29 protein-coding genes, 1 tRNA gene and 2 pseudogenes are annotated in these 25,232 nt (G+C 64.7%); 18 read left to right on the top strand and 14 right to left on the bottom strand.

What is annotated here, in order from left to right; all coding sequences use genetic code 11:
• Positions 1-2 precede the first annotated feature (2 nt).
• The 5 genes from FHT19_RS00710 to FHT19_RS00690 all read left to right on the top strand — a co-directional run bounded on the left by FHT19_RS00710 (position 3) and on the right by FHT19_RS00690 (position 2,659).
• Complete coding sequence (locus FHT19_RS00710; RefSeq protein WP_168553888.1) at positions 3-557, top strand: chemotaxis protein CheD; 555 nt, start codon at positions 3-5, stop codon at positions 555-557.
• 20 nt (positions 558-577) lie between these two features.
• The gene (locus FHT19_RS00705; RefSeq protein ID WP_168553887.1) at positions 578-949 is read left to right on the top strand and encodes a response regulator; all 372 of its coding nucleotides are present in this window, start codon (positions 578-580) and stop codon (positions 947-949) included.
• A gap of 31 nt (positions 950-980) precedes the next feature.
• A complete protein-coding gene (locus FHT19_RS00700) occupies positions 981-1,424 on the top strand; it encodes a chemotaxis protein CheW (protein ID WP_168553886.1) in 444 nt (147 codons plus the stop codon).
• 39 nt (positions 1,425-1,463) lie between these two features.
• Positions 1,464-1,889 (top strand): hypothetical protein, encoded by a 426-nt coding sequence (locus FHT19_RS24355; RefSeq protein ID WP_246865834.1) that lies wholly within the window; start codon positions 1,464-1,466, stop codon positions 1,887-1,889.
• A 98-nt stretch (positions 1,890-1,987) separates the two neighbouring features.
• A complete protein-coding gene (locus tag FHT19_RS00690; protein ID WP_168553885.1) occupies positions 1,988-2,659 on the top strand; it encodes a glutathione S-transferase family protein in 672 nt (223 codons plus the stop codon).
• A 174-nt stretch (positions 2,660-2,833) separates the two neighbouring features.
• On the opposite strand, the gene FHT19_RS00685 is transcribed toward FHT19_RS00690, so the two are convergent.
• Positions 2,834-3,799, bottom strand: coding sequence for a complex I NDUFA9 subunit family protein (locus FHT19_RS00685; RefSeq protein WP_169473353.1), 966 nt, complete (start codon positions 3,797-3,799; stop codon positions 2,834-2,836).
• Positions 3,800-4,071: 272 nt separating this feature from the next.
• On the opposite strand from FHT19_RS00685, the gene FHT19_RS00680 reads away from it, so the two are divergent.
• The 4 genes from FHT19_RS00680 to FHT19_RS00665 all read left to right on the top strand — a co-directional run bounded on the left by FHT19_RS00680 (position 4,072) and on the right by FHT19_RS00665 (position 7,210).
• Positions 4,072-4,158, top strand: a tRNA-Leu gene (locus FHT19_RS00680).
• A gap of 165 nt (positions 4,159-4,323) precedes the next feature.
• Complete coding sequence (locus FHT19_RS00675; protein ID WP_169473351.1) at positions 4,324-5,565, top strand: integrase arm-type DNA-binding domain-containing protein; 1,242 nt, start codon at positions 4,324-4,326, stop codon at positions 5,563-5,565.
• Between the two features lie 320 nt (positions 5,566-5,885).
• Positions 5,886-6,776: a S1/P1 nuclease gene (locus FHT19_RS00670; RefSeq protein ID WP_169473348.1), complete on the top strand. Its 891-nt coding sequence runs from the start codon at positions 5,886-5,888 to the stop codon at positions 6,774-6,776.
• 83 nt (positions 6,777-6,859) lie between these two features.
• Entirely contained in the window at positions 6,860-7,210 is a 351-nt protein-coding gene (locus FHT19_RS00665) for a hypothetical protein (RefSeq protein WP_169473345.1), read from the top strand.
• Positions 7,211-7,233: 23 nt separating this feature from the next.
• Here the strand turns inward: FHT19_RS00665 and FHT19_RS00660 are convergent, their stop codons facing one another.
• The gene (locus FHT19_RS00660) at positions 7,234-7,833 is read right to left on the bottom strand and encodes an SOS response-associated peptidase family protein (RefSeq protein WP_169473343.1); all 600 of its coding nucleotides are present in this window, start codon (positions 7,831-7,833) and stop codon (positions 7,234-7,236) included.
• 83 nt (positions 7,834-7,916) lie between these two features.
• On the opposite strand from FHT19_RS00660, the gene FHT19_RS00655 reads away from it, so the two are divergent.
• Positions 7,917-8,102 carry a DUF6771 family protein gene (locus FHT19_RS00655; RefSeq protein WP_169041937.1) on the top strand — a complete coding sequence of 62 codons (186 nt, stop codon included), beginning with the start codon at positions 7,917-7,919 and terminating at the stop codon, positions 8,100-8,102.
• A 6-nt stretch (positions 8,103-8,108) separates the two neighbouring features.
• Positions 8,109-8,435, top strand: a complete 327-nt coding sequence (locus FHT19_RS00650; protein WP_169473341.1) for a hypothetical protein — start codon at positions 8,109-8,111, stop codon at positions 8,433-8,435.
• 407 nt (positions 8,436-8,842) lie between these two features.
• Here FHT19_RS00650 and FHT19_RS24350 read toward each other — a convergent pair.
• Together FHT19_RS24350 and FHT19_RS00640 are read right to left on the bottom strand one after the other, a co-directional pair.
• Positions 8,843-9,001: pseudogene (locus tag FHT19_RS24350) on the bottom strand (transposase family protein); the annotation flags it as partial.
• A 542-nt stretch (positions 9,002-9,543) separates the two neighbouring features.
• Positions 9,544-9,687: a hypothetical protein gene (locus tag FHT19_RS00640; RefSeq protein ID WP_168556766.1), complete on the bottom strand. Its 144-nt coding sequence runs from the start codon at positions 9,685-9,687 to the stop codon at positions 9,544-9,546.
• Here FHT19_RS00640 and FHT19_RS00635 point away from each other — a divergent pair.
• Both FHT19_RS00635 and FHT19_RS00630 read left to right on the top strand, forming a co-directional pair.
• Complete coding sequence (locus FHT19_RS00635) at positions 9,686-9,880, top strand: hypothetical protein (protein WP_169473337.1); 195 nt, start codon at positions 9,686-9,688, stop codon at positions 9,878-9,880. The two genes, FHT19_RS00640 and FHT19_RS00635, sit on opposite strands and share 2 nt — an antisense overlap.
• A 12-nt stretch (positions 9,881-9,892) precedes the next feature.
• Positions 9,893-10,300: pseudogene (locus FHT19_RS00630) on the top strand (S1/P1 nuclease); the annotation flags it as partial.
• Between the two features lie 222 nt (positions 10,301-10,522).
• Here the strand turns inward: FHT19_RS00630 and FHT19_RS00625 are convergent.
• Entirely contained in the window at positions 10,523-11,191 is a 669-nt protein-coding gene (locus FHT19_RS00625; protein WP_168556768.1) for a Crp/Fnr family transcriptional regulator, read from the bottom strand.
• A gap of 294 nt (positions 11,192-11,485) precedes the next feature.
• Between FHT19_RS00625 and FHT19_RS00620 the strand changes: the two genes are divergently transcribed.
• The gene (locus tag FHT19_RS00620) at positions 11,486-13,033 is read left to right on the top strand and encodes a hemerythrin domain-containing protein (RefSeq protein WP_248290216.1); all 1,548 of its coding nucleotides are present in this window, start codon (positions 11,486-11,488) and stop codon (positions 13,031-13,033) included.
• A gap of 109 nt (positions 13,034-13,142) precedes the next feature.
• Positions 13,143-14,135 (top strand): HWE histidine kinase domain-containing protein, encoded by a 993-nt coding sequence (locus FHT19_RS24725; protein ID WP_169473335.1) that lies wholly within the window; start codon positions 13,143-13,145, stop codon positions 14,133-14,135.
• A 124-nt stretch (positions 14,136-14,259) separates the two neighbouring features.
• Here the strand turns inward: FHT19_RS24725 and FHT19_RS00610 are convergent, their stop codons facing one another.
• On the bottom strand, positions 14,260-16,401 hold the full coding sequence (locus FHT19_RS00610; RefSeq protein WP_169473333.1) for a hypothetical protein: 2,142 nt from the start codon (positions 16,399-16,401) through the stop codon (positions 14,260-14,262).
• Positions 16,402-16,709: 308 nt separating this feature from the next.
• Here FHT19_RS00610 and FHT19_RS00605 point away from each other — a divergent pair, with 308 nt between their 5' ends.
• Positions 16,710-17,504: a histidine phosphatase family protein gene (locus tag FHT19_RS00605; protein WP_169474854.1), complete on the top strand. Its 795-nt coding sequence runs from the start codon at positions 16,710-16,712 to the stop codon at positions 17,502-17,504.
• Positions 17,497-18,444: an NAD(P)H-hydrate dehydratase gene (locus FHT19_RS00600; RefSeq protein WP_248290215.1), complete on the top strand. Its 948-nt coding sequence runs from the start codon at positions 17,497-17,499 to the stop codon at positions 18,442-18,444. Before FHT19_RS00605 ends, FHT19_RS00600 begins: the two co-directional genes overlap by 8 nt.
• An 18-nt stretch (positions 18,445-18,462) precedes the next feature.
• Here the strand turns inward: FHT19_RS00600 and FHT19_RS00595 are convergent, their stop codons facing one another.
• From FHT19_RS00595 to rlxS, 3 genes are all read right to left on the bottom strand, one after another.
• Positions 18,463-18,687 carry a helix-turn-helix domain-containing protein gene (locus tag FHT19_RS00595; protein WP_169473329.1) on the bottom strand — a complete coding sequence of 75 codons (225 nt, stop codon included), beginning with the start codon at positions 18,685-18,687 and terminating at the stop codon, positions 18,463-18,465.
• Positions 18,684-19,106, bottom strand: coding sequence for a CopG family transcriptional regulator (locus FHT19_RS00590; RefSeq protein ID WP_169473327.1), 423 nt, complete (start codon positions 19,104-19,106; stop codon positions 18,684-18,686). The genes FHT19_RS00595 and FHT19_RS00590 overlap by 4 nt, the downstream gene beginning before the upstream one ends.
• Positions 19,107-19,178: 72 nt before the next feature.
• Entirely contained in the window at positions 19,179-21,128 is a 1,950-nt protein-coding gene (gene rlxS / locus FHT19_RS00585) for a relaxase/mobilization nuclease RlxS (protein WP_169473325.1), read from the bottom strand.
• Between the two features lie 358 nt (positions 21,129-21,486).
• Between rlxS and FHT19_RS00580 the strand changes: the two genes are divergently transcribed.
• Positions 21,487-21,849, top strand: a complete 363-nt coding sequence (locus FHT19_RS00580; RefSeq protein WP_169473323.1) for a hypothetical protein — start codon at positions 21,487-21,489, stop codon at positions 21,847-21,849.
• Positions 21,850-21,894: 45 nt separating this feature from the next.
• On the opposite strand, the gene FHT19_RS00575 is transcribed toward FHT19_RS00580, so the two are convergent.
• From FHT19_RS00575 to FHT19_RS00555, 5 genes are all read right to left on the bottom strand, one after another.
• Positions 21,895-22,818, bottom strand: a complete 924-nt coding sequence (locus tag FHT19_RS00575) for a HEPN domain-containing protein (protein WP_169473321.1) — start codon at positions 22,816-22,818, stop codon at positions 21,895-21,897.
• A 241-nt stretch (positions 22,819-23,059) separates the two neighbouring features.
• Positions 23,060-23,695, bottom strand: a complete 636-nt coding sequence (locus FHT19_RS00570) for a lytic transglycosylase domain-containing protein (protein ID WP_169473319.1) — start codon at positions 23,693-23,695, stop codon at positions 23,060-23,062.
• The gene (locus FHT19_RS00565) at positions 23,683-24,264 is read right to left on the bottom strand and encodes a S26 family signal peptidase (protein WP_169473317.1); all 582 of its coding nucleotides are present in this window, start codon (positions 24,262-24,264) and stop codon (positions 23,683-23,685) included. Before FHT19_RS00565 ends, FHT19_RS00570 begins: the two co-directional genes overlap by 13 nt.
• Positions 24,261-24,491 carry a helix-turn-helix domain-containing protein gene (locus FHT19_RS00560; RefSeq protein WP_169473314.1) on the bottom strand — a complete coding sequence of 77 codons (231 nt, stop codon included), beginning with the start codon at positions 24,489-24,491 and terminating at the stop codon, positions 24,261-24,263. Before FHT19_RS00560 ends, FHT19_RS00565 begins: the two co-directional genes overlap by 4 nt.
• Positions 24,492-24,651: 160 nt before the next feature.
• On the bottom strand, positions 24,652-24,951 hold the full coding sequence (locus tag FHT19_RS00555) for a DUF736 domain-containing protein (RefSeq protein WP_169473312.1): 300 nt from the start codon (positions 24,949-24,951) through the stop codon (positions 24,652-24,654).
• Positions 24,952-25,232: the final 281 nt, after the last annotated feature.

The raw sequence follows: 25,232 nt of genomic DNA, 5'->3' as shown, positions 1-25,232 counted from the left end.
CCATGTTCCACAAACCCATCCTGCCCAATCCCAGTGGGCTCGAACGCGTCACGGTGATGCAGGGTCAGGCGCTGGCCAGTGCCGACGGCACCGTGGAATTTTCCACCGTGCTGGGCAGTTGCGTGGCCACATGCCTGTTCGATCCCGATGCGCGGGTGGGCGGCATGAACCACTTCCTGCTCGCCGAGCCGCCCGCCGGCTACGACACGGCAGTCGACGAACACTATGGCCTTTTCCTGATGGAACTTCTGGTCAACGAGATGCTGGCCAAGGGTGCCCGCAAGTCCAAGCTCAAGGCCCACCTCTATGGCGGCGCCAACGTCAACCGCAACATGATGAAGATCGGCTCGGTCAATGCCGAGTTCGCGCGCAAGTTCCTGGCCAACGAAGGGATCGCGCTGATGCGCGAGGACCTGGGCGGAACGCAGGCGCGGCGTGTCGATTTCCGCCCGGCATCGGGCCAGGTCCGCCTCCGCACTGTGGAAGACCGGCTTGCGCCCCCTGTCCAACCCACCGCACGTCCGGCCGTATCGCTCGGCGACGTCGAACTGTTCTGAATGGAAAAGCGAGTCCAGGCATGACCAATACCACCCGGATCCTTACCGTAGACGACAGCCCGTCGATGCGGGCCCTGCTCAACCACGCACTCACCTCGCAAGGCTTCGACGTGTCCCAGGCCGAGGACGGCATGGCCGCGCTCGACTGGCTGGCACTCAATGAAGTCGATGTGGTGATCACCGACATCAACATGCCCCGGCTTGACGGGTTCGGCCTCATCGAGCGCCTGCGCGAGGGCAGCCGCCACCGCGACCGCCCGATCCTGGTGCTGACCACCGAAAGCTCGGAAGAGAAAAAGGCCCGCGCCCGTGCGGCGGGGGCCACCGGCTGGATCGTCAAGCCGTTCGATCCAGCCAAGCTGGTCGCGGCCGTGCGCCGCGTCTCGCACTGACCGTCACCGCAACCCCGATGGGAGACATGCAATGATCCGCGAACTGATCACTTTCGAAGTGGAAGGCCAGGTCTTCGGGCTTGATATCATGGCCATTCGCGAAATTCGCGCATGGACGCCAACCACGCGCCTGCCGCGCGTGCCGCACTATGTGGCCGGGGTCGTCAACCTGCGCGGTACCGTGCTGCCGGTGGTCGATCTCGCCGCGCGGCTGGGCTGGCGCGCCACCGAGCCAACGCCGCGCCACGCGATCATCGTCACCCAGCTGGGCAGCCAGATCGGCGGCTGGATCGTCGATTCGGTCAGCGACATCGTCACCGTGCCGGACGAGGCGATGCAGCCCCCGCCGCCCTCTTCGGGCAGCGACACGGTGGTTCCGTTCCTGGATGGCCTTGCCGCGATCGAGGACAAGATGGTCATGGTGCTCAACCTGGCGGCCCTGGCCGACAGCGATTCCATGGCTGAAGCGGCCTGATCCGACACCATCTGACGCGACGTCCCGGAGAGCCTTTCGATGCCCATCGACACGACCGACCTTTGGCCCGAGCCCGATCCGGGCGCGCATCCGGGTGGAGCCGCGGCCGGCGGCCAATCCGTGCAAGCGGTCGATGCTGACGGCTTCGTGCCTTTCGACGCCGTGCCCGTGCCCAGTGCCAGCCAGGCCGAAACCGACCAGCATGCAGCCGACCTGCGCGATGCCACGCACCAGCAGATCGCCGTGGTGCTGGAGGAACTGGCCCTGGAAGTGGAAGACCTGGGCGGGCGCCTGTGCACCGACATGGAGATCGCCACGCGGCACATGGACGTGCTTCAGGCGATCGACCTGATCGCGCAAAAGCAGCGCTCGCTCGCCAAGCTGCTGGAAGCCGACTGCCCGGTCAAGGCGATCGAGCAGATCGGGATCGACGTGCTGCGCGACCGCATGCGCATGTTCCATTGATGCGGCCAGTGCCCAGCGCAGGCCAGCCGGCGTAAAAAAACGTCGCTGGCGCGCCAGGGTGCTGGACTTGGCCCGTGCCCCTCGTCCATGGAGATGGCATGTGGCAACTTTACCAGTTTCCCCTTTGCCCGTTCAGCCGCAAGGTTCGGCTGCTCATGGCGGAAAAGGGCATCCCCTATGAACTGATCCGTGAAAATCCCTGGGATTATCGCGAAGAATTCCAGAAGCTGAACCCTGCCGTGCGCACCCCGGTGCTGCGCGACGAAGGGCGCGGCATCACCCTGGTCGATAGCCGGGCGATCTGCGAATACCTGGAAGAGACCAACGACAAGAACCCGATGATCAACGGCACGGCCACCAACCGCGCCGAGATTCGCCGCCTCGTGGCCCTGTTCGATGAAAACTTCTTCGCCGACGTGACCATGCCCTTGCTGGAAGAGCGGATGAAGAAGCGGCTGGTCTATCGCCAGTCCCCCGATTCGCGCGCCCTGCGCGAAGCACTGCGCCTGGCGCACGACCATCTCTATTATATCGACCACCTGATCGATAACCGGCCCTGGCTGGCGGGATCGACGATGAGCCTGGCTGACCTGACGGCCGCGGCCCAGCTTTCGGTGGCCGATTACCTGGGCGGCATCGACTGGAACGGCCACGAACAGGCGCGCGACTGGTATGCCGTGTTCAAAAGCCGGCCAAGCTTTCGCCCGCTGCTGTCCGAACGGATGGACGTGATCCAGCCGCCCGCGCACTATGCCGATGTGAACGCGTAAGGGGCCTGGATGCGCCAAGATCCTCCCCATCCCGGATGGGGAGATGGCAGGCCGCAGGCCTGACGGAGGGGTGAACGCTCGCGCAACGCGGGAAAGAGCCCCCTCCACCACCCGCTTCGCGGGCGGTACCCCTCCCCGCCGCTACGCAGCAGGGAGGATCGGCCATGGCGCCTCTTACCCCAGGCTTTTCACACCGAAACGCCCCGCCTTGCGATAGCGCAGCATCCAGCGGTCGAGCAGCAGCCCGAGCGGCCGTGCGCGCAGGCCCAGGTCGGCCAGGCCAGGCAGAGTGCCGCTGGCAACACTACCGGCCTTGAGCAGGGCCAGCTGGTCGCGCGAAAGCGGCGTGCCGGGCAGGCTGGCGAAAAGGCCAGCCGCGGCATCGCCCACCGGCACCAGCACCGGCTTGCGCCCTTGGGCCGCGGCAATGCGCTGGTTGATTTCCAGCATGGTCAGCACTTCGGGGCCCGCCAGTTCAAAAGTCTTGCCGGCATGGCTGGCAAAATCGTCGAGGATCGTGGCCACCGCGCAGGCGGCGTCGTCCACGAACAGCGGCTGCAGCCGCGCGTCCGGCCCGAACACCGGCACCACCGGGAACTGGCTGATCACTTTGGCAAAAAGGTTGAGGAACGTGTCGTCCTGGCCGAACAGGATCGAAGGGCGCACCACCACCGCGCCGGGGAAAGCCTCGGCCACGACCACTTCGCCTTCGGCCTTGGTGCGGGCATAGCCCACGTTCGACGTGCGATCGGCGCCGATCGCCGAAACATGCACGAACGCTTGGGCACCGGCCGCCTTGGCCAGCGCCGCCACGCGGCCGGCGCCGCGTCCCTGCACGGCATCGAGATCACCCTTGAACGCACCCACCAGGTTGACCACGGCATCGGCGCCCAGGAACGCGGCGGCGAGCGAGCGTTCGTTCTGCACGTTCACGCGCAGGAACTGCACCTGCCCCAGGTTGCCCAGCGCCTTGATCGCATAGCCGCGCTCGACATGGCGGCTGCACACGCGCAGGCGCGCGCCGCGCGCCAGCAGTTCCTGCGCCAGATGGCTGCCGAAAAAGCCGCTGCCACCCACCAGCACCACCAGCTTGTCTGCCAGATCGCGCCCGCCTGCCTTGCCTGGATTTGCGTTGCTCATTGCCTGCCTGTCCATTTCGCCGAGTTCATGTCACGCCACGGGAAACGGCACAGCCGCCAACCCGCAATACACATGGCCAGCCTTTGGCACAGGCCCGCCCCCGGCTTCAATGCTCCGTATCAACGCGGGTGCCCACCAGCGGCAAAATTGTGCGGCTGTGGAAAAAAAGATGACAGCGAAATGGCAAAACCCGTGTTGACACCCCCCGGCCTCACCCGTATTGGCCCACTCCACCGACGGAGAGCGCTTCCAGCCTCTTCCGAAGAGAAAGTGCCCAGGTGGCGGAATTGGTAGACGCACCGTCTTCAGGTGGCGGCGCTCGTAAGGGCGTGGAGGTTCGAGTCCTCTCCTGGGCACCATCTCGCATTCCACGGACGTCCGCAAACGTCCGTGAAGTGGCTGAAATCAGCCAAATTTTGTGCTATGATCGTCCGATCAAATCCGGGCGAATTCGGCACCAATCGGGAACAATGCGGGTATATCCGAGGGTATCGATATTCGTCCCTAGCTAGGACGATACCCTCATGGGAACCCTGTTTGTCACCACCATCGCCAGCGCCAAACCGCATGAGCGCGACTATAAGCTGTCGGACGGCGGTGGCCTCTATCTCCTCGTCCGCCCCAACGGCACGAAGCTGTGGCGCCTCAATTACCGCTATCTTGAAAAGCATCGTACGCTTGCATTCGGAGCCTGGCCCGAAGTCAGCCTCGCTGACGCCCGCGCTCGCCGAGATGACGCGCGGCGGTTGCTCGCAGCAGGCATCGATCCTTCACACCAGCAGAAAGTCGATGCCGCCCGCGCTCGCGTCGAAGAAAACGACACTTTCAAGATTGTCGCCGAGGAGTGGGTGGCAAAGAACGTGCGCGAGGGCATGGCCGAGATAACGCTCAGCAAACTGCGTTGGCTCCTCGACAAGGCTTATCCACGAATCGGAAATCGCCCAGTAGCCAAGATCAATGCGCAAGAGGTCCTAGCCGTTCTGCGCGCGGTCGAGGCGACAGGCCGCCATGAAAGCGCTCGGCGCATGCGTAGCGTACTCAGCAGAGTCTTCCGCTACGCTATCGCCACAACGCGGGCAGAGCGGGACCCGGCGCGCGATCTACGCGGCGCATTGGCTGTTCCCAAAGCCAAACATCTTGCCGCCATCACCACCGAGGATCGGGCCGGAGATCTCATGCGCGCGATCGAAGGCTATTCCGGGCATGCCATCACGCTGTTCGCTTTGAAGCTGTCAGCACACCTCTTCGTGCGCCCCGGCGAACTTCGGCAGGCCGAATGGGCAGAGTTCGATTTCGACCGGAGCGTGTGGAATATTCCAGCCGAGAAGATGAAAATGCGTCGGCCGCACCGCGTCCCTTTATCATCACAGGTTGCAGGTCTGTTTGAGGACCTGTGGGACCTGACAGGCCAAGGCCGCTATTGCTTTCCATCATTCCGCACCTCTGCCCGGCCCATGTCGGAAAACACGGTCAATGCTGCATTGAGGGCCCTTGGGTTTGGGAAAGACGAAATGACCGCGCATGGCTTTCGGGCAATGGCGGCCACGCTTCTCAACGAGACCGGACGTTTCAATCCAGATGCGATTGAGCGCCAGTTGGCGCATATGGAAAACAACGGGGTCCGCCGCGCGTATACGCGGGGAGAGTACTGGAATGAGCGAGTGGCATTGATGCAGTTCTGGTCGGACGAGCTGGACCGCTTGCGCAATGGCGCAAAGGTGCTCAAGCCCAACTTCGGTGGCCAAAAGTCTTTCGCCTCGGGATAGCCCCTCCGAAACCTCAGTGCTCAGATTTATGCAAGATATGCCACGCCACGGCGGATTTGTCCTGAGACTGAAGCGATCGTTAGCGCTTCACAATCGTGCTCAAGTTGCCTTTGGCTATGCCATTTGATCCAAGGTGTTGACGCTGCCCCGCCTGTGGCGCAGCCGCGCTCTAGCCGCGCTCTAGCCGCGCCTGAGCTCCGACCCAGCGACCTGCGGCATCTCGTCGACATGGCCGTCACGATCGCCGGCAACGGCGTTCCACTGCGCAGTCCGTCGCAAGGCCCTAGGCGGCCCGGCCGGGGCTGTGGCAGGGCGGCGCCATGCGCATCCCCCTGCTCGCCTCGTGCCTTGCCGCCCTCATCCTTTCCCCCGCCCCAGCGCTTGCCTGGGGCAGCGAAGGGCACCAGGTCGTCGCCTTGATCGCGCGCCAGTATCTCAAGCCCGAGGCGCGGCGCCGCGTCGATGCGATCCTTGCCACCGACCAGGACACCTTGACCGCCCCGGACATGGCCGCACGCGCCACTTGGGCCGACGCCTGGCGCCGCGAGCACAAGGACTCCGAGAACTGGCACTTCGCCGACATCGAGCTCGACGATGGCGACCTGGCCAAGGCCTGCCCCGAAAGCCCGCCCAGCGACGCGCCGGCCAGCGCCGGCCCGGCCACCGAGTGCATCGTGACCAAGCTCGAGCAATTCACCCGCGAACTGGCCGCGCCAGCCACCAGTCCGCAGGAGCGGCTGCTGGCGCTCAAGTTCGTGCTGCATTTCGTGGGCGATCTGCACCAGCCCCTGCATGCGTCGGACAACCACGACCGGGGCGGCAACTGCGTGGCCCTGGCCCTTGGTGGCCCGCGCACGGTCAACCTCCACGGCTATTGGGACACCGTGGTGGTCGGCGAGATCGATCCCGACGCGAAAGCCCTGGCCAAGCAGCTGGGCAAGCGGATCACGCGGCAGGAGATGGCGGCCTGGTCAACCGGCACGCCCGAAGATTGGGCGCGCGAATCGTTCGGCCTCGCCAAGCAGGTTGTCTACACGGTTCAGTCCCAGCCCGGTTGCGACGACACACGCGCGCCCATCGCGCTGCCGGCCGGCTATGATGGCCAGGCGCGGCGCGTTGCGGCTGAGCAATTGGCAAAGGCCGGTTGGCGCCTCGCGCAGGTACTCAATCGGGCGTTGGCGCCTGTGGCGGACGCCGGTGCAAGAGGATAACCCTCATCGCCGCTCCGCACAGCTGACCTACTTGATGGAAAGCAGAAGTTGCGCGCCCAATGGAGTATTGGCACAAAGGCGATATGCACGACTTCAACATTATAGATGTGCCAGCGCTGCTGGCCACGCCTGTTTCGAGCTACGACAGTGCCGGCAGGCAAGTTCCCGATGATGGTGAGTGGCACCGAAGGGCCGTTGAGACTGACTATATTCTTGCAAAGTTTCTTGTCGCAAAGGGGCTTATCCTCGGAACGACAAACGTCGAGCTTACGCCCATGCTGACCATCAAGTTCTCCGAATTGACAGCCGAAGGCAAAGAATTTGCACGCGAGGCTGTCGCTAAATGGCAAACATCAATGGATCGTCCGTCAGCCAAGCTTACTGATGCAGGCTTGGAGAGGCGCTGGCAGAAGTTTAAAGCCAAGATCGCGTGATGTTTGAAAGTGGGCGCATCCATTCATCTGCCCGCCCATCGATCCCCGGTGCGCTCGATCGATAGCGAACCCGGCCAGGTTCGGCACAGCGCAAACGCCGCCTTGGGCTCGCCGTCCAACCAGGCGCCCCATTGATCCGGCCGCAGCACCACCGGCATGCGATCGTGCACGTCGGTCATCAAGGCGCTGCTCTCCACCATGACCATGGCATAGGTCTGCCCCCATTCGGCGGTCTGGCGCCAGATCCCGCCGATGGCAAAGACCTCGCCGCCCGGCATGCCATACCAGGTGCGCGTCATGCGGCCCGCTTCGCCTTCTGGCTCGGCCCACTGGCTCACCGGGATCAAGCAGCGTCGCCGGGCGAAGCTGTCGCGCCAGAACGGCGTGTGCAGCTTGTCGTCGCGCGCATTGGTGACCGGCTTGGGCTTGAGCGGTTGGCCCTGTTTGCCCTTGAGCACCAAGGGAAAGCCCCAATTCATCGCGCCCACGCGACCATGCGCGACAACCAGGCCGGGATAGCCCGGATAGACCTCCTCGGCATGGTTCACGCCCGGCACGGCCTCGGCCGCAAAGATATGGGCGACTTCGGCTTGGTTGGCGCGCAGGCGATACAAATTGCACATCGCCCCGGTGTCTGCCGCCCGCCGCGCAGAGTCAAATCGCGGGCCGGCTTGCGCGTTTGTTCCTATTATGTTCCAATATCGCCATGGAACGAATCGACCTCGACATCATGGCGGACGCGATCCTCGAGGCCCCAGGCTGGGCGCGCGTCGGCATTACCGCCCCTTCCCCCAGCTTGCGCGAGGACGCTGCGCGCGAGCTCGCCGGCGCCATCGCCGAACGCCTGCAGGCCGCGCCGCCCAAAGCCGAGCAACTCGGCCTGAAACTGTGACGCAAGATGCCGCGCTGGAATGCGGCGGGCCTGATGGAGCCCACCTCGCTCACCGATGCCGCCGCGCTGCGCCTGGTCGTGCGCCCGGTCTGTCGCTGCGGGCATTCCATGACGTTCGATCCCCACGGCTTGTGGTGGCATTTCCAGCGGCGCGGATGGAATGACCACCTGCCCGAAGTGCGCCGCCGGTTCTGGTGTATCGTCTGCATGGCCGGGCTGCGGCAGAAGGTGCGGCCGGTGCGGGTCGAGACGGTGAATGAGTGCAACACAGCGGTGGTGCTGCCGATGCCGCCGGAGCGGGAGTGGAAGCGACAGTCGCGGGCTTTGCGCTGACGCCTTTTCCCTTGATACGCCCCCGCGTGCGAAGCTCGTTGAATTTTCAACAGCAGGAAAAGTCGGGCCCAAAATTCGCGATATTGCCAATCGCTTGGAGGCGGCCCTAAGCATCGGGTAGCGGGAATCCAACAGGAAGAAATTAAACTAGCGTAATCAGCTCTTTAGTGAAAACGCCATTTCATGTAATCCCCCAATTTGAACCCGGGAATCATCGGCTGCGATTGGACTGCCACGGACTCGGATAGGTGGCGATTCGTTGCCCGGGACCGTCGCAATGTAGATGTCATCTAATTATGGCGGCACGCCGCCTAGATCTGGTCTCCCAAAGCCGCCGCCACCGCGCACACCAGCGCGTCGCAACGCTCCACCCTGCGGCCATATCGGCGGCCAACAGGCGGAGCCAGCGGCTCGCTGAATGTGCGCCGTGAGCAAGGCGTGTGCAGACAACGAAACCGTCGAACCGACAGCCGCAGCCTGACGGTGCGGCCGCTGACTGGCAAATCCGGCAGCCTGCGGTCGTATCGGCTGTGGAGCGACTTCGAGGGCGTCGCGCAGTCCGGGCAGTTCGCCCCCTCCGCCGCCAATCGGCCCGACATCTCGACAATCCCGTCGATCACAGTTCGGCTTTCCAAGATCAGGCCTGGTAGCCGCAGGCTACTGTCCCATGCTTTCGAGGCCATCGACGTTCACCCCTTGCTGAACCCCGGTGGAGTGGGCCGGACACAGCGCGGAAATGTCAAATTTGCACGGAATTTGAGTCAGACCCAATTTTAGACGCCGATCACCCCACTAACGGGGGCCTTTTGCACGCAGGTCCACAATCGGTGCGGGACGAGTTCGGCTTGTCGAATTCCCCGCGATCGCTGAGCCAGGAGATGGGCGCTCTGGGCTACTGCAAGCTGTCGGCGCCCGCGCCACAATCGCCAAAAGACTGGCGATTTCGCTAATTTTAATAAAGCTTTGCCACCCGTCTAGCAAGCATCACTCACCACCTTCCTGAAGGAGCGCTCGTAGAGTTGTGGTGGCAAGACGAGGTGCGGATCGGCCAGCAGACCAAGTTGATCCGGCACCGGGCGAAGCACGACACTCGACCTTTACCGAGGGATCAGCGCCGATCCTCAGCCTGGATCTTCAGTGCGATCTGCCCGCCGGGGGCAAGGCTGCCGAAATCGTCATGCCAGCCTGCAATAGCGACACGATGACGATGCATCTCGAGCAAATCGCCTTTCACGTCGCGCCAGGTGCCCATGCCGTGGTCATTCTCGATGCGGCAGGATGGCATGGATCAGCCGCACTGGTCATTCCGCCCAACATCACACCAGGTCGTCGTGCTGATCGCGCGCCAGTATCTCAAGCCAGAGGCGCGACGCTGCGTCGATGCGATCCTTGCCATCGACGAGGACACGTTGACCGCCCTGTATATGGCCGCGCGCGCCACTTAGGCGGATGCTTGGCGCCGCGAGCACAAGGATACCGAGAACGGCCACTTCGCCGAAATCCAGCTCGACTACGGTGAAGTTACCAAGGTGTGCCCCGAAAGACCGCACAGCGACGCGCCGGCCATTGCCGGCCCGGCCACAGCATGCATCGTGGCCAAGCTCGAGAAGTTCTCCTGCGGACGGGCCGCGCCCGCCACCCGTCCGCAAGCGCGCCTGCTGGCGCTCAAGTTCGTGCTGCATATTGTGTGCGATTTGCACCAGCCCCTGCATGCGTCGGACAACCACGATAGGGATGGCAACTGCGTAGCCCTGGCCAAGCAACTGAGCAAGCGGATCACGCGGCAGGAGATGCCCGCCTGGTCAACAGGCACGCCCGAACATTGGGCGAGCGAATCGTTCGGCCTCGCCAAGCAAGTTGTGTAAGCCCTGCAGTTTCCGCCCAGTTGCGACGACACGCGCGCGCCGATCACGCTTCCGGCCGGCTATGACGCCCAATCGCGCGTTGCGGCTGAGCAATTGGCAAAGGCTGGTTGGCGCCTCGCGCATGGGATGTTGGCGCTCATTGCCCATGCGGGCGCGAAAGGATGATCCTTATAACCACTGTGCTGCTGCCGATTTTGGGGAGTAGCTGTTTGGTCCTGGCACTCATGCCGCGCGGGGCACATGCTCACCTTGACCGGGCATGATTTCACCCAACCGCTTTAACTGAACCATATCGAGCACCTGCATCCAACGGTTCCTTAGTTCGAGCAAGCCATCGTTGCGTAGGTTTTGCAGCACCCGATTCACGTGCACCGGCGAGATGCCGACGATGTCGGCAAGGTCATACTGGGTCAGCGGCACGGAGTAGCGGTCTTGGACCGCCACGCAGTTGCGCGCTGCCATTCTGCTTTGCAGTTCGCAGATCAGATTGCATAAGCGCTCTGTCGCAGTCATGCGTCCCAGGATGAATATCCACTTTTCACGGTTGCGCAGCAGCGCCAGCACAGCATCGAGCACACGGGTCATGCTGTCTTCTTCGTGCGGCGCGCGCGCCTGGATGCTTCTGTGCGGCAGCAACCGCGCTCGCACGCGGGTGAGCGCCACGATCGGCAAAGTCGCACGACCTTGCAGCAGCCATTGCGGCTCGCAATAGTCACCGGGCAGAAACAGCGTGATGATCTGGCGCCGCCCATCGGGCAGCAGGCGGTATTGCGCCGCCCAGCCTTCCTCGATGCGCAGCACGCAATCCTTGCGTTCGTCTGCGCGGGCGAGAAATTCGTGGCGGCGGAAAGTGCACACCTGACTGGGCGTGCGCTGCATATCCTGCGTCATATCCTTTCCCCTGAGTCGCGGAACGATGCCTTTGTCGGATCTGTGGAATTTCTAAATTACATTCATTGTGGATAATTCACATAGATTGGCTTTCGCCGTTTCATTCGACCAGCCGTGGCGCGCGACGGACGGGCCGCAGATTGCCCGAAGAGACAGATTGCAAGTTGCATACATGGGATAGCCGCGCGGACATTCCGGGCCGGACGCACGCTCCTACCTTCGCAACGGGTGCCAGCCGCCTGTTGGGCTTGCCCTCCGGCACAGTCCAGTTTCAACGCGAAGGAGATCGGCCCGATGGCCAGCAACAGCACCCCTTCCCCCTCCTCCCAGCCCGCGCAGAGTACTCAAGGTGCCTCGGGCCAGGCCACGACCGCCCAGGCAGACGCCGGCAAGGCCGAGGGCGCGAAGGCCGATGGCGAAAAGACCCAGGCCGCCAAGCCGGCGCAGGCACGGCGCGGCCAGGATGCCGCAGCAAAAGGCAGCGCCGAGAGGCAAAGCCGCAAGACCCAGCGAAACGGCGGCACTGGCAAGAGTGACGGCGAAGCCATCGCGATGCTCAAGAACGACCATCGCCAGGTGGAACAACTCTTCAAGGAATTCGAAAGCGCCAGCGACGCGCGAAAGGCCGCTATCGTGATCGAGGCGTGTCAGGCCCTGACGCTTCATACCATGCTGGAAGAGGAAGTCTTCTACCCGGCCTGCCGCGAGGCGGCGCGCGATGAAGACGATCTCGACGAAGCGCAAGTGGAGCACGATAGCGCCAAGGTGCTGATCGCCGATCTGGCGCAGGCATCGCGCGACGATCCGTTCCGCGATGCCAAGTTCACCGTGCTGGCCGAACAGATCCGGCACCACGTGAAGGAAGAGGAAGGCGACGACGGCATCTTTGCCAAGGCACGCGAAGCCGGCGTCGACACCCCCGAGCTTGCCGCGCAGCTCAAGGAACTGCGTGGCGAACTGGAAGCCGAAGATCGGCTTCCGCCCCAGGCGCCGGTCTCGTTCGACGCCTTTCCACGGGCAAAAGCCCGCAATAGTCAGGAGAGAACCATGGCAAGTTATCAAGGACGCGAAAACGGCGACTATGGTCGCGGTGGCCGCGGCGACCGTGGCCGGTTTGCCGGACAGGGCGGGCGCCGCAGCGAAGAAGATGACAGTCGCGGTGGACGCGGCAGCCAGGATCGCCCACGCGACGAGGAAGGCCGCTTCATGAGCGATGATCGCGGCCGTTCGAGCCGTGGCCGCGAGGGCGACGACCGCGATTACCGCAGCCGCGGTGCCAGCAGCCGTGGGCGCGACGACCGCGACGACAATGGCGATCGGGGCCGGGGCGGCTGGTTCGGCGATTCCGCAGGCCATTCGCAGGCATCGCGCAAGGGCTGGGACCGGTCCGATCATGAAGGCAGCGGCTGGTATGGCGATTCCCGTGGCCATTCCGAAGCCTCACGCCGGGGCTGGGAAAACTCAGACCACGAAGGCAGCGGCTGGTACGGCGATTCCCGTGGCCATTCCGAAGCCTCGCGCAAGGGGTGGGAAAATTCCGACCACGAAGGCAGCGGCTGGTATGGCGATCCGCGCGGCCATTCCGAAGCGTCGCGCCGGGGCTGGGACGAACGCGGCAGTTCTTCGCGCGGCGGACGCTACGACGACGACGATCGCCGCAGCAGCCGCAGCCGTGATGACGACGATGACCGCAGCCGCTCGCGCCGCATGAGCCATGACGATGACGACGATCGCGGGCGCAGCCGTGGTGACCGCGATGACGATCGTGGGTACGGTGGCTGGTTCGGCGATTCCCGCGGCCATTCCGAAGCCTCGCGAAAGGGATGGGAAAGCCGCCACTGATGCTTTTTCCCATCACGCGGACCGGCCCCCAGGTGGGGCCGGTCTTGCGCGTTTCGATCGCGGTCAGTCCTGTTGCCGGGACTGGCGCGGCCATCGGCAAGGCAGTCAGGTGACGCGAATCGAAGCGGTTCGCCGTGCCATCCTGTTGGATCTTTCACCTTGGCAGCGGCTTGCGGGCATTGCCCTTGCCATTGCCTTGCCTGCGGCCCTGCGCTGGCTGCTGGGCCCCCTGGGCAGCGCGGTGCCGTTCGCCCCGTTCTTTCCCTTCGTGCTGCTTGCCGCCGTGTTCATGGGCTGGCGCGCCGCGCTGGCGGTGTGCATCGCGGCCACTGTGGTGGTGGAATGGATGTTCCTGGCAGCATCGCTTTCCCTGTTCGATCTCCATCGCCTCACGCTGGCATTGCTGATCGTGGTGGCCAACCTTGCTCTGATCGCGGTGGGAGATACGCTGCGCCGCACCGTGCGGCAGCTCGATGCCCTGGCCCGCGAGCAGGACATCGTGGCGCGCGAAATGTATCATCGCGTGCAAAATGCCCTGGGCGTCGTCCAGGCGCTGATCGGCGTATCGCATGCCGGTGACGATCCCGAACGCTTCCGGCAGGATCTGCTGGGCCGCGTGCAGGCTCTGGCGAATGCCAATCGCCTGCTCGATTCCCCGCCGCGCGAGGCCGGCGCCTCTCGCGCCCGTGTCGTGGTGGAAGGGCGCCAGGTGGCCGATGGCCGCATGGGACTCGACCAGTTGATCCACACCGCGATAGCCCCGTTTCACAAGGACGAGGCGTTTCGGATTGAGGGCCCGCCCATCCTGCTCGAACGCGCGCCCGCCTATCATTTGCTGCTGGTGTTGCACGAGCTTTGCACGAACGCGCTCAAGCACGGGGCCCTGTCCGATCCGCGCGGCAGCGTATCCATCTGCTGGGATGCCGATGGCGTGCTGCTATGGCACGAAAGCGATGGTCCGCCGGTGGTACCCCCCCGCCGCAGGGGCCTAGGCAGCCGCATGTTCGCGGTCCAACAGCACTGGACGCTGGATCGCGATTTTGCGCCCCGTGGCCTTTCCTGCCGCATCGCACTGCGCACAAGCGCACCGAGGCGACCCTGACCATGCCACCGGATTTCACTCTCCTGTGCCTTGTCCAATAGGCCAGGGCTTTTGCACGCAAGGGAAAGGCGCAGTGCAACACGGCGCGCCGTCTCCCTTCTGCCGTTTTCAGCCAATAGCTTGGTCAGTCCACCCCCTGGCGCCAGGTCAACAAGAGCGAAGTATCGGCCGGAACCCGTGCTTCCAGCCGGCCGTCCTGGGCATGGAATGCGACGATGCGCCCATCGGCGCTCGCCAGCCGCGCCCCGAGCGCGGCCGGCAAGGCTCCGGCTACCGGCACCAGTACGACGCGCGCTTCCGATCCCGCCGGCCCGTCGATGCGCAGCGACAGCGTAGAGGCATCGATCTGGTGCAGCGCGCGCACGAAGACGTCGGACCACACCAAGAACGGCGCGCCCTCGATCCGGCGAAAGGCCCGCGTGGCATAGATCATTGCGGCGCCACAGCCATAGATTTCCTGCCCGACCTGGCCGGCGGGCTGGCCATCCGGGTAAAGATCCTCCAGCGGAAAATTCAGCGCGCGGTTGATAAAGCCGTTGCGGATGTCCTTGTGCGCCACGCCTTCTTCCGGCAGGGCATCGGGGTAATAGAACCAAGCCCTGTCCAATGCATGCCGGCAGTACTCGTTGAGCAATAGGCGTACCGACGGGATCAGGTCGGGGCCACCGTAATCGAGATAGCGCTCGAACGCGGCAAAGCTGTCAAAGCATTCGTAAGCCGCCATGTAGGGCGCATCCTGCAGGCAGGTCACGCCCAGGAAATTGCGCCAGTGCCGCGCCAGGCCGATGTCGCTCTGCCAGATCTGGCTGTTGTGGAAAAAGCTGGCCAGGTAGACATAGCTCTGCTTGAGATAGTCCTTGCGCTCGGTGATCCGCCACAGGCGAATGCAGGCCACCGCGCCCCAGGCGGTGAGATTGGCCTGGTAGTTGAGTTCGAAGCGCATGCCGCGCGCCGCGTCGATGGCGCGCATCGCTTCGTCCACATAGCGGCGCTCGAGCGTCAGTTCGAACGCCTGCAGCATGACCCAGGCGTAGATCCCACCCACGTCGGTCTGCCCGCGCCGGTCCGCCTCGGCCACGGCCTGGATCACCGAGAAGTCGCGCAGATCGTAAAGGATCGGCCAGCGATAGGAGAAATGCCGGGCCGCGCGGATGCCGTATTCGATGGTGTCGAGAAACAGCGTGCGCGCGTCCTCGTGCCCGGCCAGCGCCAGATTCGCCAGGTTGAGCATGGGGTGGTAGAGATACCAGCTATCGACGGCATTGGGGTTCTTGTCCTTGCCCACATTGGGCAGGTAGCGGCGCAAGGTTCCCAGCGAACGGTCGTGGAACGCCTCCAGGCCGGCAAGGATTTCCCGCACCAAGGGATGGCGCAAGCCCTGCCAGCGCGCCCAGTCGTCAACCGCCGCGGCGATGGCCAGCTGCACCATCACGTCGGGATATTCGCTGGCGGTATAGGGGTGAAAATACGTGTGCCCAAAGTGCTCGATCCGCGCCTCGGGCGCATGGAGCAGATCCTGCACTGTCGCCCGCGCGCGTGCCGGCCAATCGCGGAATTCGGCCTGGGGTGGTGAAAGCCAGGGATAGATCGCCCCGATCATGTCGAGGAACTGCCAGGCGCTGTCGCCCTCCTCGCACTGCGGGTAGGCACGGATCGCCAGGATCGTGTCATAGAGGGCCAGAGGTTTCCCCCGCGCCAGCATGGCCTGGCCGGTCTCTGGATCGAGCGGCGGCGCATAGCCCAATTCCGGCCAATCGCACCGCACCGCGTTTTCGGGCTTTGAACCCGTTGCATTGAAATAGGGATTTAGCGAAGACAGGTTCTGAACATAGAGTATCGCGCCCAGCGCCGGGCGGCCCAGCTTGAGATAGAGCAGCCCGGTGTTCATCTTGCGCTGCTGGGCTTCGAGCGAGAATCCATCGCGCGCGGGTTGCCCGTCCTGGTCGAAAACGATCACGTCCCGCGGCAACCGCCCAATGCGCAGATCGACCGACGACGTGAAATCATAGCGCGCGCGCAACTGCTCTAGGCCAATGGGGTCGCCACTCAGGCGCAGGGTGGCGCGCCCCACCCCAGATCGCCATTCGATGGCCGCAATCTCGTGGTCCTCGCGCGGCAGCACCCGAGCGGTCGCGTCGTGCCCGAAGACAGGAAAGCGCAGCGCGATGCCGCCATCGTCGTCGCGCCGAACAACGACCCACACGGCGCCACCGCCGAAGCGGATCGCGATCGTCAATCCGCCCTGCCGCGCTTGCACGAGCTGCAACCCCGTGCGAGCGCAAACAAAGTCGCGGGCAGATGCAATCTCGGCTGTCAATGTATCGTCAAGCGTGTCGCCTGCCATCGCAATCCCCGTGCCGGCACAATGCCACGTTGGACGAAGAACGCAGCGACGTTTGGACGGTTTCCGCGTCACAGCCGTCGTTTGGGGGGATTTATGCTTGTTATTCAATTATCTGCTTCAAATCGCCAACCAAGGTTAGGCTTATGGGAAACGCGTGGCACGGCGGGTCGTTGGCCAGCATGATCACGCGCTTCCTGTCTCCTGCGCCCCAAGGCACCGGCCAGGACAATATGACCACACCCCACGATACCACGCCAGGCCCAAATGCCTCGGCTGCGCGATGGCCGCAGGCCCTGTGGCTGGTTCGCCATGGCGAAAGCGCCGGCAACCTGGCGCGAACCCTCGCCCTTCAGGCAGGCCATCACCGCATCGATCTGGCACAGCGCGATGTCGATGTGCCGCTCTCCCCGCTGGGCGAGGAGCAGGCCCGAACCCTGGGACACTGGTTTGGCAGCGGCGAGGAGGGAGAATATCCGGACACCATTCTGGCAAGCCCCTACAAGCGCGCAGTCGACACCGCGCGGCTGTTCCGCGACGCTGGCGGTTGCAGCCCCGAAACCGGCATCTGCATCGACGAGCGCCTGCGCGAGAAGGAATTCGGCATCCTAGACGGGTTGACGGCGGAAGGCATCAGGGCCTGCCATCCCGAACAGGCGCGCTTCCGGGAAGTCCTTGGGAAATTCTACCATCGTCCGCCCGGTGGCGAGAGTTGGGTCGATGTCGTTTTCCGCCTGCGGGCGCTGCTCGATACGGTGTCGCTGCATTATGCGGGGCAGCGCGTCATGATCGTGGCCCACCAGGTGGTGATCCTGTGCCTGCGCTATATCCTGGAGCAGATGGACGAAGCCCAGATCCTGGCAATCGATGCTGCGGGAGACATCGCCAACTGCAGCGTGACCGAGTACGGCTTCGATCCCGCGACCTGCCGTCTCGTCTTGCAGAAATACAATGCACTGGCTCCCATGCTGCGCGAAGGTACGCCCGCCACCTGCGCGCCCGATCCCATGGTGGGTGCGCGTGGCTGATGCACGAGATGCCACGCCGCAGCGTATCGACCTGGACTTGCTGGCGCAAAGGCCGCTGCCGGAAATTGCCCAAGCGGCAGACAAGAACAGCCGGGGACGCGTCTGTGTCCTGGGTGGGTCCGCCCAGGTGCCTGGCGGGGTGGCATTGACCGCCGAAGCCGCATTGCGGGCAGGCGCCGGCAAAGTCCGCATCGGCACGATCGCGCCAGCGGCCGTCACAGTTGGCTGCCTGGTGCCCGAAGCCGCCGTGCAGGCCCTGCCCATCAGCCCGGCAGGTGAAATTGCAACAACGGTGGCGCTGCTGGAGGAGGCGGTGCGCGCTGCCGATGCCGTCGTTGTCGGTCCGGCGATGTCGTGTGGCGAGCATGGAGCCATTCTGGCCCGCCAAACGCTCGCCCTTGTCACCGCGCTGCAGGGAATCGTTCTCGATGCTGCGGCACTGCTATGGCTGGAGTGCCACCGTGAGCACCTTGCCGCCACGCCAGGGCATGTGGTGCTGACGCCGCATATCGGCGAAATGGCGGCCATGCTGGCCTGCAAAGCCAGCGTCATCGAGGCCGATCGCCCCGGCGCGGTGCGGCACGCCGCAAAGCGATTCAACGCGGTCGCCGTCCTGAAGGGACCGACGACTTTCATTGCCACGCCCAAGGGCCACCTGTTCGCATACAACGGCGGCAGTGCAGGCCTTGCCACGGGCGGATCGGGCGATGTCCTGGCGGGGATCATCGGTGCCTTACTGGCTAGGGGCGCGACCGGCCTGGACGCAGCCTTGTGGGGCGCCTGGGTCCATGGCGAGGCGGGGCGGCGCTGTAGCGCGGCGGTGGGCCCGATTGGCTATCTCGCCCGCGAACTGCTCGGCTTCATTCCCCGATCGCTGTATAGCGCACAGCAGTTACTTGCGCCGGGCCGGCGAGAAGCGTCAAGATCCCACACACGCTGAACTGAATCATCCGCCTTGTCATAGCCCATGCCCTTCGCGACCAACAGCAATCAGCCGCTTCAGGCTCTCGAAGGGGATGAGCGTCATGCCCCCGACCTTGACGATCTCGATGCTGCCGTCGGTAATGAGCTCGTAGAGCTTCGAACGGCCGATGCCGGTGAGGCGGCACGCCTCGGGAATTCGGACCGTCAGCGGATCGACTCTGTAGGAAGCGGGCTTGGCCTGCCCGAAGGGAATGCTCATGGCTCGTTCTCCTGGCTGTTGGATGGGGCGGCCTTGGCCTGGGGTTTAACCTTTCGCGCAGCCAGTTCACCCGCCGTCCTGACGAATTGGTCGTAGCGGCGCTGGCCCAAGCGCTGCGTCTCGGCATCGAAGGCGGGATGATGCGCGGTCAGCGTCAGTTGGTGCCGCACGAACAGGCCCAGCACTTCGGTCAGGTAATCGAGCCGTTGCTCGAGCCGCTCGACGGCGCGCACCTGCCGGGAAAGCGCTTTGCCGAATTGCGCGCCTGTTTGCTCGTCGCAGGCTTGCTCAAACCATGCGCCGAGCGCCTTGCTCAGAATCGTCGTCTTCGACGCCCCTGGCTCTGCAGCCATGGCATCCAGCCGCGCCGAAAGATGGTCTGGCAGGTAGAACTGGTGGCGGGTCTTGCGCGTTTGCATGCCGGCGATGATGCGCGGCGCATAGGCTTGGCAACAGACCCTCTCCGGTATCCCGACGGGTGCTTTGACGGCTCAGCCGATCTGCGGCCCCGAACGTTGCCGCCCAAAGGTCCAGTCAATGCTGCCGCCGCGCTCGATGGTCCCGGTGACCTGACGACCCAGTTGCTTCTCCAGAACCGGACGCCACGGGACCAGCGTGAACTCGCGTGATTTGGCGATCACGGCGAACTTTTCGCCGCCTATGGCAATGGCGCGCTGGTAGGTGCCCTCGACATGGTTGCCCTGCTGCGGCGTGAACTGCAAGCCAAGCTCCTGCGCGAGCTGGGCTCCGACACGGTTCAGTTCGCGCTGGCGGAGCGTCGCCAGCAAATTGGCCCGATAGCGGATCGTATCCCCCTCCTGCACCGCCAGGCCCTGCTCAATCAGCCATTGCCGCCGCTGCTGCAGCGACTGGCCGATCGTGGTGCCGATGCGCCCTTGCAGCCGCTCGGGGTTGGTCGCGACGCACTGGCGGTCGAGCCAGGTCTCGCCATCGTGATGGATCAGCTGTTCGAGCGGCCGGTCGGCCAGCACCGCGATGGTGACCGGGCGCCGGAGCGCTTGCCGCTCTTCATGGCGAAGCGCTTCGCTGAGGTAATCCGGGCCGACCGTCCAGGTGCCATTGGGCTCGCGCTGTACGGCCGCGCCATCCCGTCGCAGGGCTTCGAGACGGCGCACGTGGGCCTGGGCAAAGCGATCGGTAGCGGAAGGATCATGCGCCAGGTGAAGGTCCACGCTGTAACGCCCACCGTTCGCGCCGGCGACTTCGGCGATGGCCTTGTCGGCAGGCCGCACCGCCACCGGTGTCGGAGACACCCGGACCAGCCGATCCTTCATCGCCCCTTCCGCCAGATCGTGCCCGAGATCGACGAAATGCGTGCACCCATCGGTCGCCTCGACGATCAGGTAATGGCGATCGCCATGCTCGTCGGAGAGACCACGGTCGAGCACGCGTCCAACAATGGCCTTGCGCTCGGCGGGGGCGTAGATCGCATAGTCCTGGGGAAGGACTTCGGGGTGGCCGCGCAGCCGCTCGTGCATGGTGGCGATGATGTCGCCGCGCTTGCCCATCGCCCGCAGCGTGGCTTCCAGGTCGTCATTGAGGCGGTAGCGACCCTTGCCCTCCTTCTCCGCAAGGCCCATCGCGTGCAGCGTGCCCAGGCGCGCGGCGCGCAAGGCTTGCTCGGCCGGGTCGGCATGCCATGCGGAAGCCAGCCCCTGTCCGTCGAGATCGCGCAGCAGGCGGCGGTCTATGCGGGTGAAGCACTCCTGCGTCACCTCGCGTGCGTTAGCTACGGCGATCTCATGCTCGGTGCGAGGCCCAAGGTCACGGCTGACGATTTCGGAGGCACGCGCGGCGATGCCTTGGCTGATGTAGTCGCGGGCGATGACGAGGTTCTTGCCTGCCTCGTCGACGCCACGCACGACGATATGGGTATGAGGATGGCCGGTGTTGAAGTGATCGACCGCCACCCACTCGAGGCGGGTGCCAAGATCCTTCTCCATCTGCTCCATCAGCCGACGGGTCACCGGCTTCAGATCCGCATATTGCTCGCCGTCCTCGGGCGCGACGATGAAGCGGAACTGGTGGCGATCACCAGCCCCGCGTTCAAGGAAAGCCTTGCCGTCGGCATGGTCATTGTCCGGCCCATACAGCTTACCGCGCTCACCTTCGCGCGTGGTGCCGTCGCGCTGCAGGTAGGCCAGGTGCGCGCTTGCCGCTTTCAACCCCTTGCCGGCAAGCTTCACGAAGCGGGCTTTCACCACCACGCGGCGGGTGCCCGCGCCTACCTGACGCGGCGCACCGGCAAGCATCCGTCCAGCAGCGACGCCGCGCCCGGTCCGGGCGCCGGTAAAGCGGGGCTTGGCCTGCCCCTTCGCCACGCGCGAACCACCGGCCTGGTTGACCGCGCGGCGCAGGTCATGGCGCATGGGCCGTTCCTTGCCGATGTGACCCAGCCAAACGTCGAACCCATCGTCCATTGCCGCTTCCTTGATGCTGGATATTCCTGCCGGAACCAGCAATCAGGGGTGGCGCGCGCGAGGCTGCAAGGGCCTCCACCTTTGTCTCGCGGCAAATGCCTGCAGGGAAACGGTTTCTTCGGCACGAATCTCGCGACCGGCGCGAGTCACGTGGCGCATACCCCGCCTACCTCCAAACAAAACGACGTGCAGACAACAGCTTAGTCCCCATCGCGAGATAGGGGCCTTTATCTTGCCATAGCCTTTCTTCCTGCCAACCTCTGCCCGCCACCCTCTCTTCGACCATCATCGCCCTTCCTGATGTTCGCGACACGTTCTATGCAAGCCTGGTCAGATGAGTCGCTATGAGGACCGGTCTATGGCCATCCGGATCGAAGCCAAAGCGGGACATCGCCTGCAATTGTCGGGGGACATCGAGACGGTCTTGGACGTATCGGCAGGCAGGATTGTCGAAGGGTTTTCGCTGGCGTTTTCAGATGGAACATTGGTGCTTGGACGCTGGATTCCGGGCGGCCATGCGTGCCGTTTCGGCATCGTCAATGAGGGTACGCTGACGATCAGGATTACCCCTCACGGGTTGGGCGAGGCACTCGATTTGGACGGGAACATTGCTAGGATCACGCTGTCCGGCGGCACGCAGACGCAGCAGCCGGAGGCCAAGGCTGGTGAAGAGCAAGTGCCGCAAGTGACGCTCGATATTGAGTTGCGCGAGGACGCTTGATGGGCCCTCGGCAAGGCAGCGAAGAACCTCCCCTCGCCTAACGAGTTAGCCTGCCTCGCGGACTTCCGCAGCGAGCAGCGCCAACCGCTCCTGGCAGACTTCCTGCACGAGTTGGCCGAGCTTCTCGACCCGGCCTGCGAGCCACAGCAAATCCTCTTTCGAGATGCTGTAGTGCTTGGAATAGCGCGCCTTGACGTAGGCGTCCTTCAGCTTCTCGAACAATGCCCGCTCGCGCCGTGTATCGCGCGGCCAAGCATCAACGAGGCGTATGTCCAACCCCTCGGCCTGCGTGCGCAGAAAGGCCAAATTGTGGTTGTGTGGGGTGTAGAAGGTGCGGACTAATAGGACGCAGTGGTAAAGACTTTCAGCAGTTTGATGAAGCTCAAAGGCGGTTTCCTTGAGGTGCCCTTTTTCCAAACCAAAGCGAACGAAATCGTACCGGCGCATTGCACCTGGAAACCACTCGTCGAAGTATTCCTGCGCCATGGCGAGCGCCTGCTCTGGCGTCTTCGGCTTGGGTTCTGGCAAGGGCCTGTCGTCGGCCTCGAACAGCAGGACGCCGTCGCGGGCGATGTCCATGAAGAAGTAGCGCCCATGGGCAAGGCCATCGCCGACTTCCTGCCACGTATGGACGACGAAATTGGCGGGCGTGCGCAGCGTGCCGGCGATCTTTTCCTCGATCAGTCGCTGGTCGGCAGCGGTCCAGTGGGCGGCGCGGTCGGTCAGTTCCTTCTGATTGACAATCACCAGCAGGTCGAAATCCGAGACGTAGCCTTTGGCGGTATGGGGCTCGTCCACCCAGCCGCCACGCGCATGGCTGCCGTAGAGAATGACTTTGAGAATACGCCCCCGGCGCCGCCGTGCGGTGGCGTTCTCGTGCGCGGCGGCGAACTCCTCGAACAGGATCTGGACCACGCGGTCCAGGTCGCGCTGCTTGCTGGCAGGCAGATGGTCGAGGTCGCTCTTCATGGGTGCAGAATCGCGGGAAAACGGCGCTTTGCCAAGCACAAAACGCTAGCAGGTGCCGAACAAGACCTCATCCCGCTAGCGCCAAGGAACGACGACAACTGCCGGAACGGCGCAGCTCAGAGGCAGTGATTTCGGGGGCAATGCAAATGAGAAAGACAAAGCAGCACCCGCGCCGCACTGGCGCGCAGGATCCTTTCAGATCCTTGAGATGTGGCCACTCCCCCGCCCCAGCGTGCGCCGGTCATTGCCCCTGCGACAGGGCGACAAAGAGCGAGGCTTGGGACGGTGTCGCGGCGCCCATGGCAGGCAGCGATGCCGGGAGCCGGCGGATGGCAAAGAGCCCGTCCGAAGGCCGTGCCGTTGCCGAGCCCTGCCACGGCCCTTGCGTCTGTGGTGCGACACTGGCGAGATAGCCGATGGTTTCGGGCGGCAAGCGCTTACCGCCCGCCAGGTAGGCGGCATAGCGCGCTGGTCCCGCATTGTAGGCCGCGAAGAGCCCAGGATAGCCGAAGTGGTCATATAGCAGCCGAAGAAAGAACGTACCGGCGAGGATGTTGTCGCGTGGGTCGTCGGGATCGGGGCCAAGCCCGAGCCGCGCGCGCATGGCCGACCAGGTCGCGGGCATCAGTTGCATGAGCCCGATGGCCCCGGCCCGCGAGCGGATCGGGCGGCCGCCCTGGACGGTGCGCCCCCGGCTTTCCGCCTGCATCACCTGCTCGATCCAGGCCAGGGGCACCCCGAAACGCCGCGAGGCTTCGCGCGTGTAGGGCCGCCAGGCGGCGATGGTGGGTGACACGTCCTGGCCGGCAGGTTCAGCCCTTGCCGAGCCCTGCGCGGCCAAAGCCAGGAGCGCCAAAGCCCATCTCAGCGGCGCCACAGCAGCCGCGCCTTGCCGATGAGATCGACGCCCTCGCTCACCCCGAAATAGCGCCCATCGAACGAATCCGCGCTGTCCATCAACAGGAAGACCTGCTCAAGCCGCAGCACGCGACAGCCCTGCCACCACGGCAGAACCCGGCCCAGGGCATCGCGTTGCTGGCGCGTGGCGACTGGCCTGCCATTGACCAAGACCTCGACACCGCGCGCGCAGACCCTATCACCCGCCTCCGCCGCGACACGCTTCACGAGAGGGACGTTGCGGGGCAGATAGCGTCGGGTAGCGGCGAGCGTGCGGAACGGTTCGGGCACGCGCGCCACCACCATGTCGCCGGTTGCAGCGGAGGTACCGGGACTGAGCCAGTAGAGCCCGACCGGTGCGCTCGCGCTGGCGTTCCAGACGAGACACGGCACGGGCGGGAGCAGGGCCGATCCCACGACCAGTCCGCTCCCCAGACCCAGCACAAACAGGCGGCGGCACTGCCGCCGGCGCGCTTGCTTGCGCGCACGCAGCGCCTCGCCCCAGGCGAGCAGCGGCGCATCCGGTGCCGCGTTGCGACGCCCGCTCACTTGGCAAGTCCCCGCGAGCTCTGCGCGCGCGACCAGGCATCGAGATCGTCGATATGGTACTGGACGTAGCGGCAATGGCGGCGGAACACCGGGCCGGTGCCGTTGCGGCGCATGCGCCGCAGCAGCAGCGCGGAAATCTTGAGGTAGGCCGCCGCCTGCTCGGTGTTGAGGAAAGGCGAGCCGCGCTTGGCGCGCGCCGCCCGGGCGATCTGGTCGTCTTCTGTCATGGGTCGCTATCCTTCGATCGATGCGAGCCGGAACAGCCGGTTCGCGATATCGAGGATGCGGGGACCGACACTGCGCGGGGAGTGTCGCAATCGGCCCCTGCATATTCGACACAGGGGCCGCCGCATCCCCGCGCCGCGTCCGGCGCGGGGATCGTTGGGCTCAGCGCGACCAGATGAGCTTGAAGGCGCCGCCTTCGCCTGGGGTCAGCGTCGCGTAGATCGGCGCGGGAAGCGAAGGGTCGTCGAGCTTGAGGCTGAGATAGTCGGTGCCCGTCTCGCGCGCGGTCTTGGTCCAGCCCGCCCCGAACTCGACGCCACCGGCGCTGACGCGGTGGTCGGGGGCCTTGTCGTGCTCGCGCTCGACCGGCCGGATCGTGGCCTTGGCGCGCAGGGTCAGGGTGCGGATTTCCCCGTTGTAGACGCCGTCCTCGTTGCGGGTGAAACTGCCGATCTGTGCCATGGTATATCTCCTTTTTCGCCTATCCGAGTGCCGCCCGATGCGGCCTCGATGGCGGTCGATCGGGCGGCGTCGCGCCGCCGTGCACCGGGACGGCCGCAGCGCCAGCGCAGGACGGCATAGCTCCTGTTTCTTGGCCCGCGAGGAGCCCGCCAGGGCGGGGAAGAAACCGGGGCGAAGCCGTTGCACGGACAAGGCGCGCACGCCGCCAGACCAGCCATGAAGAGAGGCCAGGGGCGGCATTGGCCAGGCGAAAAAGGGACCCGCCCGCTGGCACGATAGAG

The organism is Novosphingobium sp. SG919 (assembly GCF_012932495.1).
GTDB lineage: Bacteria > Pseudomonadota > Alphaproteobacteria > Sphingomonadales > Sphingomonadaceae > Novosphingobium > Novosphingobium rhizosphaerae.
This window is presented reverse-complemented; position numbering and strand designations above follow the sequence as displayed.